The organism is Granulicatella elegans ATCC 700633, from assembly GCF_000162475.2.
Taxonomy (GTDB): domain Bacteria; phylum Bacillota; class Bacilli; order Lactobacillales; family Aerococcaceae; genus Granulicatella; species Granulicatella elegans.
On the sequence record NZ_KI391971.1, the window covers coordinates 1,365,435 to 1,387,971 of the forward strand.

Genomic DNA, 22,537 nt, shown 5'->3' on the forward strand with positions numbered 1-22,537 from the left:
ACCTCTCCTATTTCATTCTCTTTATCATAACATATCCGGGTGTTCCATGGGAAATTTTAAGCGATTTTAAGACTCATTTTTCCGCATTAAACTCTCGTATCCAGCTTATTTTGTTGTAATAAAATTTTTAAAGTTGTTCCTTCTCCAACAACCGATTCTACTGATAATTCTAACCCCAAATTTTTCGCTATTTCATTTGATAAATATAAGCCTAATCCTGAAGAATGGTAATTCATTCTCCCATTAAACCCACTAAATCCTCTTTCGAAAATACGTTGCTGGTCAGATTTAGCAATTCCAATTCCTGTATCTTGAATACATAAATAAGACCCATCTAAATAAATAGAAATCTGCCCATCTTTATCCGTATATTTTATGGAATTTAGTAAAATTTGTTCCAAAATAACACTAAACCATTTTGCATCCGTCACAATGACTTGATCAATAGACTCATAAGATAATCGAAGATTTTTATAAATAAAGAACGTTGCAAATTTCTTTAAAATTTGACGAATAATACTGTCTAAAGAATGTTCTCTCAATACTAAATCTTGATGAAATGTCTCCATTCTAACATAATGCAAAACAAAGTCTGTATAAGTTGTAATTTTTATTAACTCTTGTTCTAATGGACTCTTTTCAGGAAGAGTTGGTAAAGCCTGAATTAATAATTGACTCGAAGCAATACTCGTCTTAATTTGATGAATCCACATTGTATAGTAATCCAACTGCTCTTTATAAGCTTCTCTTTGTTGAAATTCAGTTTGCGCTAATTGAGAGGCATAATCCTCTAAAGTTTCTAATAAAAACTGTTCAGATTTTGTCCACACTTTTTCACTTTGAAGTAATTCTTTCCAATTTGGATTTTTCTTTATTTTTTTATACTGTAGAAAATCCTTTACACACCATGAAGCTAAAAATAAGCCTGAAAAAATTAGCACTAGCAATATTAAATACAACATCCATTCTAAAGCATTAAAAGCAAACCCAAAGATTAGCCATAAGCATAGAATAAAAACAATATAAACTAAAAAATTTTTATGACTAAATAGCCACTGTTGAATGAACTTTCTCTTCTCTTTACTCATTGGTATCCACCAATCCATAACCGATTCCTTTTTTAGTCGTAATAAAATTCACTAACCCGCATTCTTCTAATTTTTTACGAAGACGTGCAACATTAACGGTTAACGTATTATCATCAATAAAGAAATCACTATTCCATAATTCTTTCATCAATTCATCTCGACTTACAAAGCTTCTGACTCTTTCAAATAAAACACGTAAAATTTGAAATTCATTTTTCGTCAAATCAATAACTTGTTGTTTATAAGTAAATTGAGTCGTCTTCAAATGTAAAGTCGCACCCTTATATTCAATCCAATCTTGAGTCCCCACAAATTCATACGCACGACGGAAAAGTCCTTGAATTTTAGCTACTAATATCGGCATTTCAAAAGGTTTCGTAATATAGTCATCTGCCCCCATATTGATTGACATGACAATATCCATCGGTTGTTGATGAGAAGATAAAAATAAAATTGGTACATTCGAAATTTTACGAATTTCCTGACACCAATAATAACCATTAAAAAAAGGAAGAGTAATATCTAATATCACTAACTGTGGATTCACTCTTACAAAATCATCCATTACTTTATTAAAATCTGTTACACATTCAACTTGATAATTCCATTTGCTTAATTCCTGAGCTACAGCATCACGAATAATGGGTTCATCTTCCACAATCATCACCGTATGCATCCATTTCACCTCAATTTCTAATCATTCCTATACACCTTGATTGTATCACGGAATAAATAAGAAAAAAACACCTTCCTTTAGTAGCTTAGCTACAAAGAAAAATGTTTTCTCCTGATTGTTAAAAAATTTATTTAATAATTGTCTTGAAGTTTTGGTTTGTTGTGGCTTCTAATACAGGATGTTTTTTCATATAATCCGCAATTAATTCTGTCATATCAATTTGTACTTCTCTTACAATTTTTTCTGGTTTAAACATGGCATAGTTTCCGCCACCTACTGCACGATATTGGTTTGTTACAACTTCTAATTCATCTGTATCTTGAACAGGAACTCCATGATATTCTAGTCTTGTCACTCGTTCTCCAAATGGTTTTGTAAAATCAAGTGTATACTCAATACCTTCATACATATCATAATTATAATATTGTGGTTTTGGTTCAATATATTTTGGATTAAATTGAACTTCTCCGTCTTTTACAATAAAGTAAGTTGCTACTCTTTCTAAAGCTAAACGTAAATCTTCTCCGGAAATTTTTAGAACTGCTAAAGTATTTGGATAAATGTAGTTTGTAATCACATCACGCATTGCAATTTTAGAACCAAAGCCTCGTCCTTCATTATTGAATAAAGCTGTTCCTGAAATATCTGCACCCGTTGCTTCCATTTGAACTTTGTTAATAAATTCAATATAGGGATGCTCCACTAATCTTGCTTGCTGAGGATCTGTAATTGTCATATCTCCAACAACAGTTCCTACTGGTGTATCTAACCAATTTTCTACATCAGCTTGTAATTTTTCAAACATTTCTAATACTTTAGGATCTGCTTTAACTCCCGCTGTTTCATGTAATTTAGCTTGACTATTAACGACAACATAACGGTCGCCTTCTTTTTCAACTTGTAAACTAATTTCACCTACATAAGCTCCACGGTATCCTGGTTGAATCACTGGAACTCCATTTACTTTTGTTGCAATAACACGGTGTTGGTGTCCTGTTACAAGAGCATCAATTCCAGGTACTTTAGTCGCAATCGCATACCCTTCATTTTCTCCTGTTAATAACTCAGTTGGTTCACCAGTTTCTAAATCTGACTCAAACCCTCCGTGATATGTAACCACTACGATATCTGCTTTTTCACGCATTTCTGGAACATATTTTTGTGCAGTTTCTAAAGCACTAACAAAGGTTAAATCTTTAACGGTTGCAGGTTGTTCCCATTTTGGAATATATGGAGTTGTCAATCCTAACACTGCAATTTTAACGCCTTCTTTTTCGATAATACGATAAGGCTCTCCAAATACTTGTTCTCCTGTTTTAGAAAGAATGTTCGCACAAATAATTGGATGGTTGTATGATTCAATTGCTTCACGTAAATAGTCTAATCCATAGTTGAATTCATGGTTTCCTAAAATTCCTAAATCATATTCTAAATAGTTTAAAACTTTTGTTAAATCATTCGCTACATGATGACCTTGTTTACGTACGTAATAACTTAATGGAGAACCTTGAATGAAGTCCCCATTTTCAATTTGAATAACAGGCCCTTTTGCTTCAGCTTTAATTTTTTTAATAATTGTTGCAGCTTTAGCCGTACTAAATCCTAAATCTAAATTTCTTTCAGCATAGTTGGTAGGTAATACATATCCATGCATATCACTTGTTTCAATAATTTTGATTTCCATTATATCCCTCATTTCCTTCTTTAGTCACAGTCCATTGTATCATATAAGCCATAAAATATATAGATTTCTATCATAAAACAAAAAAAGAGTTCGTATAGTAATAATACTACTATACGAACTCTCCTTTCAGAAGTGCCCTATTATACTTCCGTAAAATGAGAATAGACTTCCCATAGTAGCATGTTTAGCCATGAAACCGCAGGTTTGCTGCCGTCCTAATACTACTATTAAGGAAGTCTAATTCCAAACGTACCCTAATTTATATCCGTTAAATAAGAAAAGACTTCCTATAGTAGTATGAGCAGTATCAGCCACATCGGCTGATACTGCAGGAAAATTTGAGACCTTAGGCTCAAATTTTAGCCATGAGACCGCAGGTCTGCTGGCGTCCTAATACTACTATTAAGGAAGTCTAATACGAATCTATTGGTTCCAAACTGATTGGAATTCAGCTTTAGAAGCTTCTAACACTTTATCAACGCTTGAACCATTTACATCACTGTAAACTTTTTCTTGAATCTTAGTGATTTCTGAATATGCAGAGTCAGCATTTTCAATTACAGGAATTGAGAATAATTCTTTTTTACCTTCAGCGATTGCTGCTGGAACTTTAGAATTTGAGTTTTTGTATTCTGCACTTTCTAACACTTTAGAAACTACTGGAATATAACCTGTAGCTTGTGCCCAAGTTAATTGAGACTCAGGAGAAGCTAAGAATTTTAAGAATAAGTAAGCTGCAGTACGTTGTTCTTCAGAAGCACTTTGGAACATGTAAATATCAGTACCTTGTTGGATGTTAATTTTCTCAGGACGAGGAGCTACACCATACTCATATCCAGCTTCTTTAGCACCTTTAGCTACGAATGATTCACCCGCAGTTGAACCTACATACATTGCAATTTGTTTGTTAGCAAATGGTCCTGATAAGTATTTATCTGAACCAGCTGTACGGAAGTAACCTTCTTTAATACCATCAGCATAGTAAGAAACTACTTCTTTTGATTCTTTACCAGTGATATCTAATTCTTTGTTGAATTGAACACCTTTGTTCACAATACCAGTTGCATAGTAGTTGTTTAATGAGTCAAAACCAGCACCTACAACTTGATGATTTGATTTTTCATAAATTGTTTTAGCTGCTTCTTTTAATTCATCTAAAGTAGTTGGTACTTTAACACCATACTCTTTTAAGATGTCAGCATTGTAGAATAATACTTCTGTTGATTTGTTAAATGGAATACCATATTGAACTCCATTGATTTGAGCACCTTTTAATAATTCTGAACGAATTGCAGCATCATCTTTGATACCAATAGTTGAATTTTCTAAGTAAGGTTTTAAATCAACTAATTGATCTTGATCTGCAGCATTCCATAACCATCCTGGGTATGCTTGAGTAATTGTTGGTAAATCTTTTGGTGAAGTTAATGTAGAGTTAATTTTAGCTTGTAAATCTTTATATGAAGATTGGTTTTGTAACTCAATTTTCACATTAGGGTTTTTAGCCATAAACTCCTCAGTTAATTTCGTTAGAGTTTCCTCTAATTTACCATTTAAGGCATGCCAGAAAGTAATTTTTGTTTCCTCTTTTACTTCTGTTTGAATGTCTGCTTTAGTTTCTTTTTGTGAGTTTGATGCGCTATTGCCGCAAGCTCCTAAAACTAAAACTGATGTTGTCGCAAGTGTCGCTTTTACTAAAGATTTGAATTTCATAATTGTTCTCCTTTTTCTTTTATAGTTTTACAACACAATTTTTTCGCCACGATGTGGCAATATTCTCTCACCATACGGATTTTCCAGTAATTCTGGTTTTAAAGTATGGATAGGAACCAAAAGTTGGGGTTCGATCATCGCAATAATACGGTCTAAATCCGCAGGTTTTGCATGACCTGAACAAGCGATCTTCACAAATTCGATGTGATGTTTCGCTAATAAATCGAGAAACACTTGATAATTCGGATCAAAGTCACCTAATGGTTGAGCATCACAGTGAAGGTACAGTGTTCCTTCTTGTAGTTTATCAAAATTATCAACTACCTGCCAGAAATACTCCCCTTGATCGTCTATTAGTGTTTGATAGGAAACTTCTAAATCATGATTTAATTCTGGAATACGTTTTGCTTCATTTGAATAATAAAAATGAGCATGAACTCCAAATACTTCTTGTAGTAACGCTGCCATATGAGCCTCTAATACTACTGTTCGTGGAGATTCTTCAACAATTTTTGCGAAACGTTCCACATTCGCTGGATAGCCATTAAAAGCTATCGGACGATTTGGATTTTCTTGTTGGAATTGAACCACTTTTTCAATTACTTCTAATTCATTGGTTGGTTTAATTTCAGTTGGATCAACTGGTCTTTCAGGGAAACTAATCGTTACCCCTTCCATCATTAGCATCTGCGTATGTTTCGCTTTTTTACAAAACTCAACAGTTGCTTCTGGAATATAACCATGTAATCGCAAATCTCCAGTATACGTAATGAAATGATCCGGAGTTCGAATTAATAAGGCACTTGCACCATATGCATCATGATCTACTGGAACAACTTCAATTGTAATATCCCCAACAGTTACGATTGCATTTGGTTCTAAGCCAATCATCTCTCTCGTAAAAGGAGATTTTTCAAACGGTGTTGGTAATAAAAAATCTCCATTACGATTCAAACTATTTAAAATCATTTTTGTTTCTTTTAACGTATACAATGGAATAGCTGGATCTAAATAATTAATCATTCTTGAATGATCTAAGTGAGCATGTGATAAAAATACTGCTGTATTTTCATACTCTTCCGTTTCTTCTCCATCGTACTCATATCCCAAACGTGGATCATAAACATGATTTAGTTTTGGGATGATTCCATATTGAATCAGTGTTTGTAACTGTTCATCTGGCAAATCTAATTCTGGTCGAAACTCTGTTCCGAAGTCAAAGAAAATATGTGAATTCCCATAACTGACTTCGATAACCGTTCCTCCGATTGTTAGAATCCCGCTATGGAATGTAACAACGGTTTTATCCTTTGATACCATTCTTAGCAACCCCTCTAATAATTTCTTTTCTAAATACGAAATAGATAATCAAAATAGGAACTACTGTCAATGTTGCGGCAGCCATTTGTAATTGAACATCACTACCACTTTCAGTCGTGAAGGCTGATAAACCGTTATTTAATAAACGATAGTATTTAGTGTTTGTTGCAAGTAATGGCCATAGGAATGAATTCCAGCTCATAATGAATGTTAAAATCCCAACTGTTACAAGCGCTGGCTTACACATTGGCACTAAAATTCGACGAATATATTCTAAATCTGATGCACCATCAATTTTTGCGGCTTTGTAGAATGTACTTGGAATTCCACGAAGATAGCCATTTAGATAGTAGATATAGAAAATACTAGTTAAAAATGGAAGGATTAAAGCTAGATAAGTATCTAATAATCCTAATTGTGCAATAGTTTGATAATTTGTAAAGATAATAGATTCATAAGGAACCATTAATAATGAAACCATCACTAATGTCACAACTTTTTTATATTTAAATTCTAAACTTGTTAAAGCAAATGCTGCTAATAATGAAGTAATAACTGTTGCAGCAGTTGTAAATAATGATACAAATAATGTATTGGCAAAGTAGCGTAAGAATGGCGCTCTTTGGAATACTTCAAAATAGTTTTGGAATTGTAATGATTTAGGAATTAATGTTGGTGGAATACTTGTAGCTTCCGCATAAGTCATTAATCCTGTCAAAATCATATAAATAAATGGGAACACGGTAATGATTGATAAAACCACAATCAGTGCTAATAATAAATAATTGATCACTTTTTTCATGATTAACCCTCCGCTCTTCTCAAGAATTTATTTTGGAAGAAAGTAGCAATCAGAATAATCACAAATAAGATTACAGTTGCTGCCATCGCAATCCCTGGACGACCAGCCACATGGAACTTGTCGTAAATATAGTAAACTGCAGTTGTTGCACTATTGGCTACCCCTGCTGTTCCTCCAAATAATGCATATACTTGAGTATAAACTTTGAAGGCACCAATTAAGTTTACTGTAGATAAGAACGCAATTGTTGGAACTAATTGAGGGAATGTAATTCTCCAGAAAATTTCTTTTTCTGTAGCTCCAAACATTTTTGCAATTTTAAAATGTTCTGGATCAATATTTCTTAAACCTGCTAATAAAATGATGATATTAAATGCAAGCCCTGTCCAAATACCAAAAATAATTAAAGTTGGCATGCTCATATTAACATTATCTAACCAGTTTACTGCTGGAATTCCTACTAAACCAAGTAAAAAGTTAATTAATCCATAACTTCCATTAAAGAAATAACGGAACACAATCCCAATTGCGATTGTACTTGTAACATATGGCATGAAGAAAATTGTTTCGAACACACTTTTATGTTTTACCTTTTCAAAGATAATCCAAGCAATGACAACTGAAATACATAGTGCCACTGGCACTACTACAAATGCATATAAAGCCGTATTTAGTAATGCTTTATGAAACACTGGATCTGCTAAAACTTTTTGATAGTTCGATAAACCAGTAAATTGAAGTTTTAACAATGAACCCTTTTGGAAACTCATCCAAAATGAACGAATTAATGGGTAAATATTAAATAGTAAAATCACACCTAATGACGGAAGAAGGAATAACCACGCCTTTGGTTGATTCTCAGGATTATATTTTTTCATTAGTATACACGTTCTCCATTTTGATCGAATAAGAATAATTTATGTCTTAGAAGGTCAAATGAAAGTGTGTCTCCTTCTTCAATCTTATGTTCCACACTTACGATTGATTTAATATCTTGTTCTCCTAATGTAAAGTGTAAAATACGTTCACGACCGATTAATTCTACAGCCGTAACAGTTACTGTAAATAATCCATTTTCAGTTGGAACTAAATCTTCAGGACGTAATCCTAAAGAGTAATGTCCCTGCTCTAATTCTTTACGGAAACGACTTTCCACTAATTCACTTGCTTGTAAAGTGAATGATGGATGGGTAATGACACCATCTTTTACTTCAACTTCTAAAATGTTGATAATTGGATTTCCAATAAATTTAGCCACAAATAAATTATTTGGTTCTAAATACAAGTTTTGAGGGTCATCATGATGTTGAATAACACCTTCATTTAATAAGATAATTTTATCACTGATTGATAAAGCTTCTTCTTGGTCGTGAGTTACGAAGATTGTTGTAATTCCCACTTCTTTTACTAAACGACGAATTTCTTCACGAATTTTTAAACGTAAACGAGCATCTAAGTTACTTAATGGTTCGTCTAATAATAATACTTCTGGTTTTTGAACTAACGCACGAGTAATCGCAACACGTTGTTGTTGTCCTCCTGATAAAGTACCAGGTTTTTTCTCAGCTAATTCCTCAATATTTGTTAATTGCATGTATTCTTCTGCAACTTTTTTAGCTTCTTCTTTTGAGATTTTCTTTTCCCCTACTGTTAATGGGAACATAATGTTCTCTAACACTGTCATATGAGGATATAATGCATAGTTTTGGAATACGAATCCAATATTTCTATCTTTTGGTTCTGTATTAATAACAGAAGATTTTTTAAATTGGATATCTCCACCAGTTGGTTGTAATAACCCTGCAATCATATTTAAAATAGTTGATTTTCCGCAACCACTAGGCCCTAATAAGCAAACTAAATCCCCTTGTTCAATTGAAAAGTTAACGGATTTTAATGCTTCAAAGCCATTATCGAATACTTTATTTAAGTCGATAACATCAATCATGAGTAAACCTCCAAATTTCTTTACTTGAATACATTCTAGTATATCATGTTTTGCGCTTTCATGCGATACAAATATTAAGTATTTTTTAAAAAAATATTTTTTATACGAAATATTTCGAATAATCCCCGAAGAAAAACTTCAATAAAAAAACGCCTTTAGCTCTTACTAAAGACGTTTATTTTTACTATCGATTGATAATTTTGAAGTATTCTCTTGAAGTAATTTTGTAAACTAAGAAGTAAGCTATCATAAAAACGCCTGCTACTGCTAACATCGTCAATCCAATAATACTTCCTTTAATGCCAAAGATTAAGACAATTTTACTTACCATATTATAGGATAACGCAGTATGTAAGAATGCTGTTAATAATGGTAAGAAGAATACAATTAATACTTGACGATTAATGGATTGATGAATCATTGGTTGATCAATTCCGATTTTCTTCAAGATGACATAACGTTCACGGTCTTCATAACCTTCAGAAACTTGTTTATAGTAAATGACTAAAACTGCTCCTACTGAAAAAGCAATGGCTAATAAAATTCCTAAGAATAATAGGGAACCATAAAATTGGAATAATAATTGAGCAATTTCTATTTTCCCATCAATTCCCCCAGCAATGTCTGATTGTTGATACAATTCTAATTCTTTCTTCTTCTCCTCATCGGTTTGACTAGATGTATTCCATAATGCTACATATTGTCTTGTATAAGTTCGATGTCCTCCATCATTTTCTTTGCTGTAATATGGAACAACTTTTACCATATCTTCTTCATTTAAAATACCAATATAGGAATGATCAGTAATATTAGGATTTGCTACCGCAATTTTTGAGAAATTTTTAACATCAATGACTTGTGCAACTGAAAATGTATTATCTCCTAAAGCTACTTGATTAAACGAAGGTTTCTTTTTGAAACTTTCCTCTCCTAGTAACATTTCTCCTGATTGAACAGTAAGATTTTCACCTGTATTACGATTATAATCTTCTACCGATATAAGAACGACCATTGCCTCTGGTAAAGCACCTAATTGTTTAACATTTGTATTTAAGATATTTCCCTCATGATTTCCCGCTGTTAAAATATAAGAATATTCATAAAAATCCGTTACTTTTGAAGAAACACTTGCAGATAATTGTTTCACCTCTTTTGAATATTCTGCTACTTCTTCTGGATTGCGATACATTCCTCTAAAGTCAAAATCAGTTGGACTTGTTCGATTAATGACTTCCTGTGCACCAAACTGTAATGAACCTGTTGTGCCAAGAGTAACTAATACCATTGTTGATAAAATACAAATACTTGCTAAACCCATCGCATTTTTTCTCATTCTAAAAATTAAATTAGAAACTGAGATGAAGTTAATTGGACGATAATAAAATGTTTTACGATTTTTCAAGAAACGTAAAAGTGCAATACTTCCAGCATCAAATAAAATATAAGTTGCGATGACTACTAATAATACTGCAACAAAGAACCAACCTAATGCTTTAATCGGACTTTCAATAGATTGAGAAATATAGTAAGCATATCCTAAAATTGCTACTCCAATTAGTGCACGAATACTTAAGAAACGCCCTGTTTTTTCGCCCGATTTCTTCTCACGTAATAATTCTAATGGTCGACTCACTCTAATTTTAATCGCATTTAAAATCATTAAGAAAACAAAAATTCCACTAAATAAAATTCCAATTATAATGACTGATGCAATTTGGAATTCATATGAAATTGGAACGTTAAAGCGCATTGCTTTCAATAATAAGGCAAATGCTAATCGATTCAATAACACTCCTAATACAAGCCCTACAATAAGATTCACCACTGCGAACAATAACATTTCAATAACTTGTAACAATTGAATTTGTGAGCGCCCTAACCCTAAAATGCTATACAATCCAAATTCTTTCGAGCGATTTTTCATTACAAATCCATTAGCATAAATCATCGTTAAGGTAGAGACAAGTAACATAATCACAACACCAAAACCTAATGCCATAACTACCGTATTCCCACCATTACTTTGCAAAATCGTTTTATTTGTAGATAGTGCCAATAAAATATACGTAATAACCATCATTGTTATAGAAGCAATCGAAAATGGAATATACAATGTTCGATTTTTCTTTAAATTGGATACCGCTAATGAACTAATTAATTTAAACATGAGTCTCACCTCGATTAGCCATTACTGTTAACGTATCAGAAATTGCTTCAAACATTTCTTCATCTGTACGTTCGCCTTTAAATAATTGATGATACAAGATTCCATCTTTAATAAATAACACTCGTTTCGCTCGACTAGCAGCTAAGGTACTATGCGTTACCATTAAAATCGTTTGTCCATTTTCATTTAAAGTATCAAACACATCTAAAATATTGCTAGAAGATTTTGAATCTAATGCTCCAGTTGGTTCATCTGCTAGTAATATACTAGGATCCGCCATCATTGCACGTCCAATGGCTACTCTTTGTTGTTGACCTCCGGATAATTCATAAGGATATTTTTCTAATAATTTTTCAATCCCTAACATAGTAGCAACAGGTTTTACTTTTTTCTCCATTTCTTGAACAGTTTTCTTCGCTAGTACTAATGGAAGTAACATATTATCCTTAACAGATAACGTTTCTAATAAATTGAAATCTTGGAATACAAATCCTAAATGATCTCGACGAAATGCTGCTAATGTTTTGTCAGGTATATTTTGAATATCTAATTGATTCAATAATACTTGTCCTTTTGTTGGACGATCTAATGTCGCTAAAATATTTAGTAGCGTTGTTTTACCAGAACCAGATTCACCCATAATGGCAACATATTCTCCTTTTTCAACACTAAAAGTAATATCTTTTAATGCTTCTACTTGCATCGCTCCAAATCTTGTATGGTAAATTTTTTGTACTTGTTTTACATCTAATAATGTCATTTCAATTCCTACTTTCTCTTTGATTTGTATTTATTCTATCAAATAAAATCGATGCATTCCTGTATTTTAACTATCATTTTCTTTTTGTTTCTTACATTTTTGTAAGAAAGAAATTTCTTAATCTTAAATGTTTTTACTTTTAAAAAAGCAATAAAAATCGTATAATACATTTATAAAAGTAATGATTATTCGTTACTTAAACAATATAATAAAATGATTAATTTAAACAATCATTTTACTTATTTTTCCTTTTTTATTGATGTGATTTCCGGAAAGAACCTCGTTCTTTTCGTTAATCTTCGCTTTGATTGGCAGAGATATTCTAAAAATAAACAACCATCATACACTTATGCCAGAAACTCTGCCAACGAAGTTTACCCACCTAGCAAATCAGACGAAAGTTTGAATAGTTAGGTGGGTTTTTTATATAAAAATTCTATTAATTTCTCCATAAAAAGGACGAGACTCTCGTCTCGTCCTTCAAAATTCTTATTATTGTACTTTTAAGATTTGTTCTTTTGCATGAATTAATTGAGTAATCATAGCACAATATGGAGTTGGAATCCCGTACTCTAATCCACGTTTTGCAACAAATCCATTTAAGTAATCAATCTCAGTAAAGCGATGATTTTGCATTAAATCTTGGTGCATTGATGGATAGTGTGCACGCACTTTGTTTGAAGCTGTATAAACATAGTTTTTCATTTCAGCTTCATCAATTTTTACACCTTCATGATGAGCCACTTCTACGAATTCATGAATAATTTGATCCACAACTGCTTCTGCTGTAGTTGTGTCAAATACTTCTCCAATATTCGCATCTAAAATGGCACACGTTGCATTCATTGTTCCGTTTACACATGCTTTTCTCCAAATTGAGAATAAAACATCTTCACTATAACTAGCATTTAATCCTGCTTGATTCATAACAGCGACTAATTCTTCTGCAATCGCACGACCGCTTGCTTCTTCGACTGCTTGAATTTCAACAGTACCTGTTCCACCTAAACGAGCCACGCCTGGAGCATTAATTCCTGCTGTCCAAATCGTTACACCCATAATAATGTTTTTACGCGGAACATATTTTTCCATTGTATATTCATGGCCTAAACCATTTAATAAACATACAACTTTTGTATCTTCATGAATAATTGCTTTGATTTTTTCAAGCATTTCCCCTAATTTCATTGATTTTGTAAATGCGATAACCACATCTACTTCCTCATGAACTTCTTCAGGTCTGTAGATTGGAATTTGTAATGTATCCGTTGTATCTCCATCTACTACTTGTAATCCATTTGTACGAATTGCTTCAATATGCGCTGGCCATTCATCAATTAAGACAACATCTTGTCCTGCTTTTGTCAACATGTAACCAAAGCGACATCCCATTGCTCCAGCACCTGCAATTGCAATTTTCATTATAATTCCTCCTTATTATACCGTTAATTTATAATCTTCCGGTTGAATCCATTGTACCACTTTTTCGAACACATGGATAAAGAAAATATTGAAAATAATAGGAGCCACTACGAAAATAACTGCTACTAATAAAATATTTCCAACTGTCCATCCATTTTCCATTAAGTTTAAAGCATAAATAGGTCCTACTAAACCACTAAAACCGAAACCGGCACTAGCAGGAGTTCCTTGAATAGAAAAGACTGCTGCTAAAACACCTAATAATGCTGAAGAACATAACATCGGTAATAAAATCTTTGGTTTGGCGATTACGTTTGCCATTGACATTTTAGGAGATCCAATAAAGTGTGCAATACAAGTTCCTACTGAATTAACTTTTAATCCAGCAACCGCTAAACCAAAACCTGCCGCACAGATTCCTAAGTTCGCTGCACCAGAACCAATCCCTGATAAACCAATTGCTAAACCAATCCCTACTGTTGTAAATGGTGAAACAATTAAAATACAGAATGTCATCGCAATTAACATACACATAATAATTGGTTGTAAGGTTAATAAGAATTCCACCCCTTGACCAATTAATGTTGTAATTTTAACAATGTATGGTTGAGCAAGTCTTCCAATCCCACCAATAACGACTAATGTAACCGTTGGAATGACGATAATTGAATAAGCTTTTGCTTTATCTCCAATCCATAAAATAAATGCAGCTGCTACTGCCGCCGTTACACCCATTGTAATAATATCTCCAGTACCAGCGAACACTACACCTTTAACATCTGGATTAAAGCCTGGTGCACCTCCTGCAAAAACAGTAGCTAAAGCAATGGCTCCTGCTTGAATTGGAGTAAATTTAAAGAAATGTCCTACCATTAAACCGATAATAGCACCCATCATAGTATTAGCCACTTGAGTCGCTTGAATAATTAATTGTCCTTGAGGAAACACTGGTAATAACGCTTTTGTTAATTCACCTAAAATTGCCCCAGGAATTAAAGTTACAACTACCCCTAATGCTAACGCATTTAATACGGTCATTGTAAACTCTTTTGCTGAATAAGTTTTATTTGTATCCATATTCATTCCCCTTTCTTTTCAATGGACTCATTATATCATAACCTTTTTGAAAACAAAGCAATATTTTCATTATTTACATACTAAAAAGCAACTATAACTTTACTAGTATAATTACTTAAAATAAGAAAAGACTTCCTATAATAGCATGGGCATGAGACTCGCTTAGCGAGACTACTGCCGTCCTAATACTACTATTAAGGAAGTCTAATACGCATAAATTACGCTTGGATTAAAGCCAACGCTTCGTTTAAGTGTACAAGGCTACGTTCTTTTCCTAATAATTCAATCGTTTGACCTAAAGATGGACCATGAGTTTGACCACTTGTTGCCACACGAATTGGCATAAATAAGTTCTTACCTTTTACACCAGTTTCTTTTTGAACAGCCTTAATAGCTGCCATCACACTAGCTTCATCAAATACTTCTAAAGCTTCTAATTGAGCCTTAAATGCATGAAGTACAGTCGGTACAGTTTCACCTTGAAGCACTTCTCTTGCTTCATCATTTTCTACAACAAAGTCTTTTTGGAAGAATAAACTTGAAATAGAAACAATCTCATTCATGTAGCTCATTTGATCATGATATAACGCTACTAATTTATTCGCCCAAACTTGTTGCTCTTCACTCAATGTTTCAGGTAATAAACCTGCTAATTGTAATTGGTGAATTGCTAATGGTGCAACTTCTTCTAATGGAGTTTTCTTCACATAAGTGTTGTTAATCCATTCTAATTTCTTAGGATCGAATGCTGCTGGAGATTTACCAAGACGTTTTTCATCAAAAATTTCAATAAATTCTTCTCTTGAGAAAATTTCATCTTCCCCTTGTGGAGACCATCCTAATAAAGTAATGAAGTTGAACATTGCTTCTGGTAAATAGCCTAAATCTTTATATTGTTCAATAAATTGTAAAATAGACTCATCACGTTTTGATAATTTTTTACCTGTTTCTGTATTAATAATTAATGTCATATGACCAAATCTAGGAGTATCCCAACCAAATGCTTCATACACCATCATTTGTTTTGGAGTGTTAGCAATATGGTCATCCCCACGTAATACATGAGTAATTTCCATAAAGTGATCATCCACTGCTACTGCAAAGTTATACGTTGGCATACCATCACGTTTTAGAATAACAAAGTCGCCACCGACACTACCAGATTCAAAAGTAATTTCACCTTTTACAATATCATCAAAAGTATATGTTCTATTTTGAGGAACTCTGAAACGAACAACTGGAGTACGTCCTTCTGCTTCAAAAGCATCACGTTGTTCTTGTGTTAAATGAGCATGTTGTCCACTATAATGTGGCATTTCTCCATTTGCACGTTGTGCTTCACGTTCTGCTTCTAACTCTTCTTCAGTCATATAGCATTTATAAGCTTTATCTTCTGCAATTAATTGTTCAATTAATGGATTATAAATATGTTCACGTTCTGATTGACGATATGGTCCTACATTTTTTGGTTTATCTGGACCTTCATCCCAGTCAATTCCTAACCAAGTTAAGTTTTCTAATTGACTTTCTTCTCCATGAGCAATATTTCTTTTACGGTCAGTATCTTCAATACGAATAATAAATTCTCCACCGTAATGTCTTGCGAATAAATAATTAAATAGAGCTGTTCTTGCATTACCAATATGCAAATGCCCTGTTGGACTTGGTGCATAACGTACACGCACTTTATCTGCCATTTTTAATAACTTCCCTTCTATTTTGTCTATCGTTTCTATTGTAAAACTTTTTAGTTAAAATTGCTATGACTTTAATGCTTTTTCTTTAAAATTCATTCATCGTTTTAACTATTGAGCATTCTTGTTTTGTTCCTTAATAAATTTAGCGATTTTTTCACTTGTAATTTTTTGTTGTCTGCGATCACTCATCGATCTTTCTCCATCACCTATTTGTTTTCCATATGAGCCAAATCCACTATGATTTCCTTCAAAAATGAATTCTTGTTCAAAAGTTTGAGGAAGGCGATTTTTACTTTTAATATACTTTGTCCAATTCAAAACTTTATCATTACTTGCGATAATGGATAAGACTGGGACATCACTATTACTAAAATCTACACTTTTATCAAAATAACTTGCTAATAAAATAATACCTGCTAAATGATTTTCCTTTTTCAATTTGACAGCATCTAAGCTTGCCACAACTCCACCTAATGAATGTCCTGCAACATAAACTTTATCTAACTTTTCCTCTTTTATAATCGATTCCGTTGTACCTCTTTCTAAAATCGGTAAGTTAAGAGATGATTCAATGACATAAGTCGTAATACCTTGATTGGATAATTCCATCGCTAAATTTACATAAGCTTGAGGCTCTACTAATGCTCCCGTATAAAATAATATCGTTGCCATTTCATCGCCCTTTGCATCAAATCGATAAGAGTGATTCTTTTTTTCATAAGTTTCTAAATTCCATAATCCAATTGCTTCAGGAGTTCCACGATAAGTAAATATAAGAATCAATCCATAAAATAATAAAATCAGTGCAAATAACATCCCAAAAATTCCATAAAACCATTTTCTTTGTCGAGTCATACTTACAACTCCCTTCGTTTGTTAAATAAAAAACATCCCGTCCATCTAAGATTAACAATGGATAGGATGCTTTCAATGTCATTAAATAGCCCAGTCTCCATTACGGAAGATTGGTACAACTGTTCCGTCTTCACGAATACCGTCAACATTCATATTTGGTCCACCAATCATGAAGTCCACATGAACGTCTGAACGATTTAAACCGGCTGCAGCTAATTCTTCTTCAGTTTCAAATTTTTCTCCACCTTTAACACTTGTCGCATAAGCTGAACCAATTGCTAAGTGGTTTGAAGCATTCTCATCATATAATGTATTAAAGAATGTAATTCCTGATTGAGAAATTGGAGAAGGGTCGCTTACTAACGCAACTTCACCTAATCCACGAGCACCCATATTTTCGAATACTAAATCTTTCATTACTTGGTCGCCTTTTTCAGCAGAAACTTCTACAATTTGACCATCTTTAAACGTAACTTTGATTCCTTCGATAATATTGCCATTATAACTTAATGGTTTTGTACTTGTTACATACCCCTCAGCTACACGATAATCTGGAGCTGAGAATACTTCTTCTGTTGGCATGTTTGCGATGAAGTGTTCTCCTTGAGCATTGATGCTTCCTGCACTTTCCCACACGTGATTTTTAGGCATTCCTAGAGTTAAGTCTGTCCCTGGTGCAGTGTAGTGTAATTTAGCAAATTGTTCTTTATTTAAAATAGCTGCTTTTTTGTCTAATTTTTCTTCATGTTCTTTCCAAGCAGCAACTGGATCATCAGCATATACTCGGCAAGTAGTAAAGATTTGATTCCATAGTAAATCTACAGCTTCTTCAGTTGATGTTGCTTCTGGGAATACTTTTTTAGCCCATGCGCTACCTGCAGCAGCAGCTACTGTCCAGCTTATTTTATTCGATTGACCTGCAATACGCATTGGTTTTAAAGCAACACTTGTAGCTTTCATTGATTTTGCAAGACGACTTGTATCTACTCCATTTAATGCATCTGGATCTTTAGAGACAATGCTTAAACGACTTGCTTTATGGTCTAATAAATAATGCATTTCTTGGACTTTATATTCAGGAACTGTCGTAATACGATCTTCCGCTGCATATAATAAACGCTCACGGTTGATTTCATCATCACTCCATTGAACGATAACTTCACTTGCTCCTAATTGATACGCTTCTTTTACTAATAAGCGTGCAAATACTGCTTGCTCCACTTCCGCATAAATGACTACTGTATGTCCCGGTTGAACATTAATCCCAGTAGACACTAGTAATTTTGCATATTTTTGTAAATTTACATCAAAATTTTCTAATACCATCGTATCTCTCCTTTAAATTAATTACGCTTCTATTGTAACATACTCTTGATAAAACTGCATTATTCCTTTTCTTCATAGAAAACTTCATCTAAATACAAGCCTTGTGGTGGAGCTGTAGGTCCTGCTTTTTGTCGATCCATTGCTACTAAAATGTCTCTCATATCTGAAACAGGTCGTAATCCATCTCCGATTTGTAGACTTGTCCCCACTAATATACGAATCATATTGTATAAAAAGCCATTTCCTTCAAACGTGAAGACTAATTCCCCATCCTTTTCTACCACTTCTGCTTTGGTAACGATTCGCACTTTCGATTCCTTATCCGTCTTTGTAGAACAAAAGCTTGTAAAATCATGTTCGCCAATGACCGCTTGTAAAGCTTCATTCATATTATCCACATTCACTCGATAAGGATGATGAAGAGTATATAAACGACTAAATGGATTTACGAATTTTTGAATATTTACACGATAAATATATCGTTTCCCCGTCACACTATATCTAGCATGAAATTCATCACTAACTGCCATTACTTGTTTTGCAGAAATATCATCCGGTAATAAACTGTTTAAAGCTCTTTGTAAATTTTCTTCTTCAATTTTAGTTGGATAATCAAAATGTATCACTTGTCCATTCGCATGTACACCTGAATCTGTTCTACCTGAACCGCAAACCGGAATATACAATCCCTTTGTCATTTTTCGTAATGCTTTATTTAATTCTGCTTGAATACTATTGCCATTTTCTTGTACTTGAAACCCTACATAATTCGTTCCATCATAGCTTAAAATGACTTTATAACGAAATCCCACTCGATTTCCTCCTTCACGATTTCTTCGATTTATTGTACCACATTCCTATTAGAAAAGTGGAAAAGACTTTCCCATAGTTAGAAAATCATTCTACTACGGGAAAGTCTTTAATTTAATTGTTGTTTGATTAATCGAACAACTACCGATTTTAGCGCATCTAAATGTTTAGAAATATCTTGTACATTTTTATAAATCATAAAATCTACAACAGGATTATCTAGCCACAAATCAAAAATATAATCCCATGTTGTATTAGAAATATGTAAATTTGAATGTGCTAATAAATAAGGATACTCTCTTTGAAGTGTTCTAACTCCACGTTGAATTTCTGCTAGATCTTTATTCAGTAATGAAATTTGTCTTCTCTTAAAAAAATTTAAAATGAAACTATCACTAAAAAAATCAAAAATCATCCATGATTTTAATTTTTTCATTCGTGTTTCAGCATGATAGATTTTTCTTAATATATATCTTAATAGTGTTAAATCCTGTTCCATACTCATTATTGTCCTCTAAAAATAACTAATGCAATTGTTAAAACTACAAGTGTAAGAGCTGTTACTCCATCTTTCTTGCCATATGTTAACACACGATATTTTGTTCTACCAGTTCCACCTTGATATCCTCTAGCTTCCATTGCAGTCGCTAATTCTTCTGCACGATTAAATGAACTAACAAATAAAGGAATTAAAATCGGAATAATAGCTTTCATTTGTTCAAATAAATTACCTTCTCCAAAATCTACACCACGAGCTCTTTGTGCATTCATAATCTTTTGAGCTTCATCCATTAATGTTGGAACAAAACGTAAAGCAATCGATAGCATTAAAGCAATCTCATGAACAGGAACACCAATTTTTCCTAAAGGTTTCATAATAGACTCCATCGCATCTGCAATTTGCAAAGGAGGTGTTGTTAAAGTCATCAATGTAGAAATAAAAATAATCAATACAAAGCGTAAGAAAATATAGACTGCATTAATGACACCAAATGAAGTAACTTTAATGAAGCTCCATTCAAAATAAACATCCCCACCAGATGTAAACAACATTTGCAATACAACGGTAAATAAAATAACCCACAATAGTGGTTTCACACCATTCCAAAAGAACTTCATTGGAATTTTAGAAGCTAATAAAGCTACCAATGTGAAAATCGCTAAAATTAAATAAGTTAACCAATTATTTGCAAGGAAAATAATAATAATAAATACAAATGTAGAAATAAATTTGGTGCGAGGATCCAATTGATGAACAAAAGAGTCCCCTTGTAAATAGCGTCCTAATAACAATTTATCTAACATTTATTCATTCACCCCACGTTCTTCTAAGATAGCATCCGCTAACTCATCTAAAGTTAAAGGCATTTTATCAGTAGACCAACCTTTTTCTTTTAATTTTTCAACAAAAGCTAAAGTCGTTGGCACTCCTAATTGTTTTTCTAATAACCAAGAAGCATCTGAGAAAACTTCTTTAGGTGAACCTTCTTTTACAACATTTCCAGCTTCAATCACAATTACATGATCAGCATAATCACTGACATCATTCATTTGATGTGTCACTAAAACGATGGTCATATTTTGTTCTTTATTTAATTTATAAAACATCTCCATCATTTCTAAACGACCTTTTGGATCAAGACCAGCTGTCGGTTCATCTAATACTAACACTTCTGGTTTCATCGCTAATACACCTGCAATAGCAACACGTCTCATTTGCCCACCCGATAAATCAAATGGTGATTTTTTTAAAACTTCTTCAGGTAATCCTACCGTTTTAACGACTTCAGCAGCGATTTTTAATGCTTCTTCTTCACTAACTCCAAAGTTTTTTGGACCAAAAGCAATATCTTTTTCTACAGTTTCTTCAAACAATTGTGCTTCTGGAAATTGAAAAACAATCCCTACTTTTTTACGCAAAGGTTTTAAATCTTTATTTCCAGTAGTTGAATCAATCGTTTTATCCCCTAATTCAACAAGACCTTCCGTTGGTTTTAATAAAGCATTTAAATGTTGAAGAATCGTAGATTTTCCTGAACCAGTATGACCAATAATAGCTACATAAGAACCATCTTTAACTGAAAACGTCACATCATGTAATGCTCTCATTTCAAAGGGAGTACCCGCTTGATATGCGAATCCTACTTGTTTAAAACGGATGTCCATAGCCATTCCACCAACCCTTCTTCATCTAAATACTCGTTTGGAACATTCATCCCTTTATCTTTTAAAATAGCTTTTAATTTTTCAGAGAAAGGAACATCTAACCCTTTATCTACTAATGCTGTTCCCATTTCAAAAATTTCTGAAGGCTTTCCGATACGATTCACTTTTCCACCTTCCATTAATAAAACACGATCCGCTTGTGCTGCCTCATCTAAATCATGAGTAATTGAAATGACTGTAATTCCCTTATCTTTATGAAGTTGTTGAATCGTTGAAATCACTTCAAATCTACCTTGTGGATCTAACATGGAAGTAGCTTCATCTAATATAACTACCTTTGGTGCTAATGCAATCATTCCAGCAATCGCAACTCGTTGTTTTTGACCACCAGATAAACGAGCTGGTTCTTTTTCTTTAAATTTTGTCATACGAACCATTTCTAAAGAAGCATTGATTTTTTGAACCATCTCGTCACGTGGCATCCCAATATTTTCTAATCCAAAAGCAATATCATCTTCTACAGTTGTTCCAACAAATTGATTATCTGGATTTTGAAATACCATTCCTACTTTACGACGTGCCTCATAAACCGTTTCTTCTGTTAATAATTGACCATCAATATAAATTTCTCCGCTTGAAGCTTCTAATAAGCCATTCATCATTTTTGCAAGTGTAGACTTCCCTGAGCCATTATGTCCAATAATAGCTAACCATTCTCCCTCATAAACGTCTAATGATACATCAGATAATGCTTCTCTCATATCTTGATCCTGATAATTAAAATGAATATTTTTAATTGAAATAACTGGTTGAGTCAATTTCTTCACCTCTTAACCTTTTATAATATGTATAAAAAACAAAATATGTATATAAACAAAAAAAGACACCTTCATGATGAAGTGCCTTCCCGCCAACGCTGGCGGGGAGACAGCGAGCTAGACTAAATAATCATGAGAAAGAATAAGGCTACTTTACAGTAGCCTCAGACTTCTCATCTCACAACCGCAAGATGATTATTACCATCAT

The 22,537-nt window shown here is 33.1% G+C and carries 20 protein-coding genes; all 20 read right to left on the reverse strand.

Annotated elements, in window-relative coordinates; genetic code table 11:
* Positions 1 to 86: 86 nt before the first annotated feature.
* The gene (locus HMPREF0446_RS06420; protein ID WP_020991411.1) at positions 87 to 1,106 is read right to left on the reverse strand and encodes a sensor histidine kinase; all 1,020 of its coding nucleotides are present in this window, start codon (positions 1,104 to 1,106) and stop codon (positions 87 to 89) included.
* On the reverse strand, positions 1,081 to 1,764 hold the full coding sequence (locus HMPREF0446_RS06425; protein WP_006703313.1) for a response regulator transcription factor: 684 nt from the start codon (positions 1,762 to 1,764) through the stop codon (positions 1,081 to 1,083). Before HMPREF0446_RS06425 ends, HMPREF0446_RS06420 begins: the two co-directional genes overlap by 26 nt.
* 127 nt (positions 1,765 to 1,891) lie before the next feature.
* Positions 1,892 to 3,448, reverse strand: a complete 1,557-nt coding sequence (locus HMPREF0446_RS06430; RefSeq protein WP_020991412.1) for a bifunctional metallophosphatase/5'-nucleotidase — start codon at positions 3,446 to 3,448, stop codon at positions 1,892 to 1,894.
* A 423-nt stretch (positions 3,449 to 3,871) separates the two neighbouring features.
* A complete protein-coding gene (locus tag HMPREF0446_RS06435) occupies positions 3,872 to 5,161 on the reverse strand; it encodes an extracellular solute-binding protein (RefSeq protein ID WP_006703311.1) in 1,290 nt (429 codons plus the stop codon).
* Positions 5,162 to 5,188: 27 nt separating this feature from the next.
* On the reverse strand, positions 5,189 to 6,481 hold the full coding sequence (locus HMPREF0446_RS06440) for an MBL fold metallo-hydrolase (RefSeq protein WP_006703310.1): 1,293 nt from the start codon (positions 6,479 to 6,481) through the stop codon (positions 5,189 to 5,191).
* A complete protein-coding gene (locus HMPREF0446_RS06445) occupies positions 6,465 to 7,283 on the reverse strand; it encodes a carbohydrate ABC transporter permease (RefSeq protein WP_006703309.1) in 819 nt (272 codons plus the stop codon). The genes HMPREF0446_RS06440 and HMPREF0446_RS06445 overlap by 17 nt, the downstream gene beginning before the upstream one ends.
* A gap of 2 nt (positions 7,284 to 7,285) precedes the next feature.
* Positions 7,286 to 8,161: a carbohydrate ABC transporter permease gene (locus tag HMPREF0446_RS06450; RefSeq protein WP_006703308.1), complete on the reverse strand. Its 876-nt coding sequence runs from the start codon at positions 8,159 to 8,161 to the stop codon at positions 7,286 to 7,288.
* Positions 8,161 to 9,231, reverse strand: a complete 1,071-nt coding sequence (locus HMPREF0446_RS06455) for an ABC transporter ATP-binding protein (RefSeq protein WP_006703307.1) — start codon at positions 9,229 to 9,231, stop codon at positions 8,161 to 8,163. The genes HMPREF0446_RS06450 and HMPREF0446_RS06455 overlap by 1 nt, the downstream gene beginning before the upstream one ends.
* A 184-nt stretch (positions 9,232 to 9,415) precedes the next feature.
* Complete coding sequence (locus tag HMPREF0446_RS06460) at positions 9,416 to 11,398, reverse strand: FtsX-like permease family protein (RefSeq protein WP_006703306.1); 1,983 nt, start codon at positions 11,396 to 11,398, stop codon at positions 9,416 to 9,418.
* On the reverse strand, positions 11,391 to 12,158 hold the full coding sequence (locus tag HMPREF0446_RS06465) for an ABC transporter ATP-binding protein (protein WP_006703305.1): 768 nt from the start codon (positions 12,156 to 12,158) through the stop codon (positions 11,391 to 11,393). Before HMPREF0446_RS06465 ends, HMPREF0446_RS06460 begins: the two co-directional genes overlap by 8 nt.
* 492 nt (positions 12,159 to 12,650) lie before the next feature.
* Entirely contained in the window at positions 12,651 to 13,580 is a 930-nt protein-coding gene (locus HMPREF0446_RS06470; RefSeq protein WP_006703304.1) for a 2-dehydropantoate 2-reductase, read from the reverse strand.
* Positions 13,581 to 13,595: 15 nt separating this feature from the next.
* Entirely contained in the window at positions 13,596 to 14,657 is a 1,062-nt protein-coding gene (locus HMPREF0446_RS06475) for a PTS transporter subunit IIC (protein ID WP_006703303.1), read from the reverse strand.
* A gap of 218 nt (positions 14,658 to 14,875) precedes the next feature.
* Entirely contained in the window at positions 14,876 to 16,354 is a 1,479-nt protein-coding gene (gene gltX / locus HMPREF0446_RS06480; protein WP_006703302.1) for a glutamate--tRNA ligase, read from the reverse strand.
* Between the two features lie 108 nt (positions 16,355 to 16,462).
* The gene (locus HMPREF0446_RS06485; RefSeq protein WP_020991413.1) at positions 16,463 to 17,209 is read right to left on the reverse strand and encodes an alpha/beta hydrolase; all 747 of its coding nucleotides are present in this window, start codon (positions 17,207 to 17,209) and stop codon (positions 16,463 to 16,465) included.
* A gap of 81 nt (positions 17,210 to 17,290) precedes the next feature.
* A complete protein-coding gene (locus HMPREF0446_RS06490; RefSeq protein ID WP_006703300.1) occupies positions 17,291 to 18,535 on the reverse strand; it encodes an aminopeptidase in 1,245 nt (414 codons plus the stop codon).
* A gap of 59 nt (positions 18,536 to 18,594) precedes the next feature.
* Positions 18,595 to 19,347 (reverse strand): tRNA pseudouridine(38-40) synthase TruA, encoded by a 753-nt coding sequence (gene truA, locus HMPREF0446_RS06495; RefSeq protein ID WP_006703299.1) that lies wholly within the window; start codon positions 19,345 to 19,347, stop codon positions 18,595 to 18,597.
* Positions 19,348 to 19,454: 107 nt separating this feature from the next.
* Positions 19,455 to 19,850 (reverse strand): hypothetical protein, encoded by a 396-nt coding sequence (locus HMPREF0446_RS06500; RefSeq protein ID WP_006703298.1) that lies wholly within the window; start codon positions 19,848 to 19,850, stop codon positions 19,455 to 19,457.
* Positions 19,850 to 20,650, reverse strand: coding sequence for an energy-coupling factor transporter transmembrane component T family protein (locus HMPREF0446_RS06505; protein WP_006703297.1), 801 nt, complete (start codon positions 20,648 to 20,650; stop codon positions 19,850 to 19,852). Before HMPREF0446_RS06505 ends, HMPREF0446_RS06500 begins: the two co-directional genes overlap by 1 nt.
* Entirely contained in the window at positions 20,651 to 21,511 is an 861-nt protein-coding gene (locus HMPREF0446_RS06510) for an energy-coupling factor ABC transporter ATP-binding protein (RefSeq protein WP_040507622.1), read from the reverse strand.
* A complete protein-coding gene (locus tag HMPREF0446_RS06515; protein WP_051349256.1) occupies positions 21,487 to 22,272 on the reverse strand; it encodes an energy-coupling factor ABC transporter ATP-binding protein in 786 nt (261 codons plus the stop codon). Before HMPREF0446_RS06515 ends, HMPREF0446_RS06510 begins: the two co-directional genes overlap by 25 nt.
* Between the last annotated feature and the right edge of the window lie 265 nt (positions 22,273 to 22,537).

Coding starts and splice junctions, on each gene's coding strand:
- HMPREF0446_RS06420 (WP_020991411.1), bottom strand. CDS start 1,106: ATGGATTGGTGGATACCAATGAGTAAAGAGAAGAGAAAGTTCATTCAA.
- HMPREF0446_RS06425 (WP_006703313.1), bottom strand. CDS start 1,764: ATGCATACGGTGATGATTGTGGAAGATGAACCCATTATTCGTGATGCT.
- HMPREF0446_RS06430 (WP_020991412.1), bottom strand. CDS start 3,448: ATGGAAATCAAAATTATTGAAACAAGTGATATGCATGGATATGTATTA.
- HMPREF0446_RS06435 (WP_006703311.1), bottom strand. CDS start 5,161: ATGAAATTCAAATCTTTAGTAAAAGCGACACTTGCGACAACATCAGTT.
- HMPREF0446_RS06440 (WP_006703310.1), bottom strand. CDS start 6,481: ATGGTATCAAAGGATAAAACCGTTGTTACATTCCATAGCGGGATTCTA.
- HMPREF0446_RS06445 (WP_006703309.1), bottom strand. CDS start 7,283: ATGAAAAAAGTGATCAATTATTTATTATTAGCACTGATTGTGGTTTTA.
- HMPREF0446_RS06450 (WP_006703308.1), bottom strand. CDS start 8,161: ATGAAAAAATATAATCCTGAGAATCAACCAAAGGCGTGGTTATTCCTT.
- HMPREF0446_RS06455 (WP_006703307.1), bottom strand. CDS start 9,231: ATGATTGATGTTATCGACTTAAATAAAGTATTCGATAATGGCTTTGAA.
- HMPREF0446_RS06460 (WP_006703306.1), bottom strand. CDS start 11,398: ATGTTTAAATTAATTAGTTCATTAGCGGTATCCAATTTAAAGAAAAAT.
- HMPREF0446_RS06465 (WP_006703305.1), bottom strand. CDS start 12,158: ATGACATTATTAGATGTAAAACAAGTACAAAAAATTTACCATACAAGA.
- HMPREF0446_RS06470 (WP_006703304.1), bottom strand. CDS start 13,580: ATGAAAATTGCAATTGCAGGTGCTGGAGCAATGGGATGTCGCTTTGGT.
- HMPREF0446_RS06475 (WP_006703303.1), bottom strand. CDS start 14,657: ATGGATACAAATAAAACTTATTCAGCAAAAGAGTTTACAATGACCGTA.
- gltX (WP_006703302.1), bottom strand. CDS start 16,354: ATGGCAGATAAAGTGCGTGTACGTTATGCACCAAGTCCAACAGGGCAT.
- HMPREF0446_RS06485 (WP_020991413.1), bottom strand. CDS start 17,209: ATGACTCGACAAAGAAAATGGTTTTATGGAATTTTTGGGATGTTATTT.
- HMPREF0446_RS06490 (WP_006703300.1), bottom strand. CDS start 18,535: ATGGTATTAGAAAATTTTGATGTAAATTTACAAAAATATGCAAAATTA.
- HMPREF0446_RS06500 (WP_006703298.1), bottom strand. CDS start 19,850: ATGAGTATGGAACAGGATTTAACACTATTAAGATATATATTAAGAAAA.
- HMPREF0446_RS06505 (WP_006703297.1), bottom strand. CDS start 20,650: ATGTTAGATAAATTGTTATTAGGACGCTATTTACAAGGGGACTCTTTT.
- HMPREF0446_RS06510 (WP_040507622.1), bottom strand. CDS start 21,511: ATGGACATCCGTTTTAAACAAGTAGGATTCGCATATCAAGCGGGTACT.
- HMPREF0446_RS06515 (WP_051349256.1), bottom strand. CDS start 22,272: ATGAGAGAAGCATTATCTGATGTATCATTAGACGTTTATGAGGGAGAA.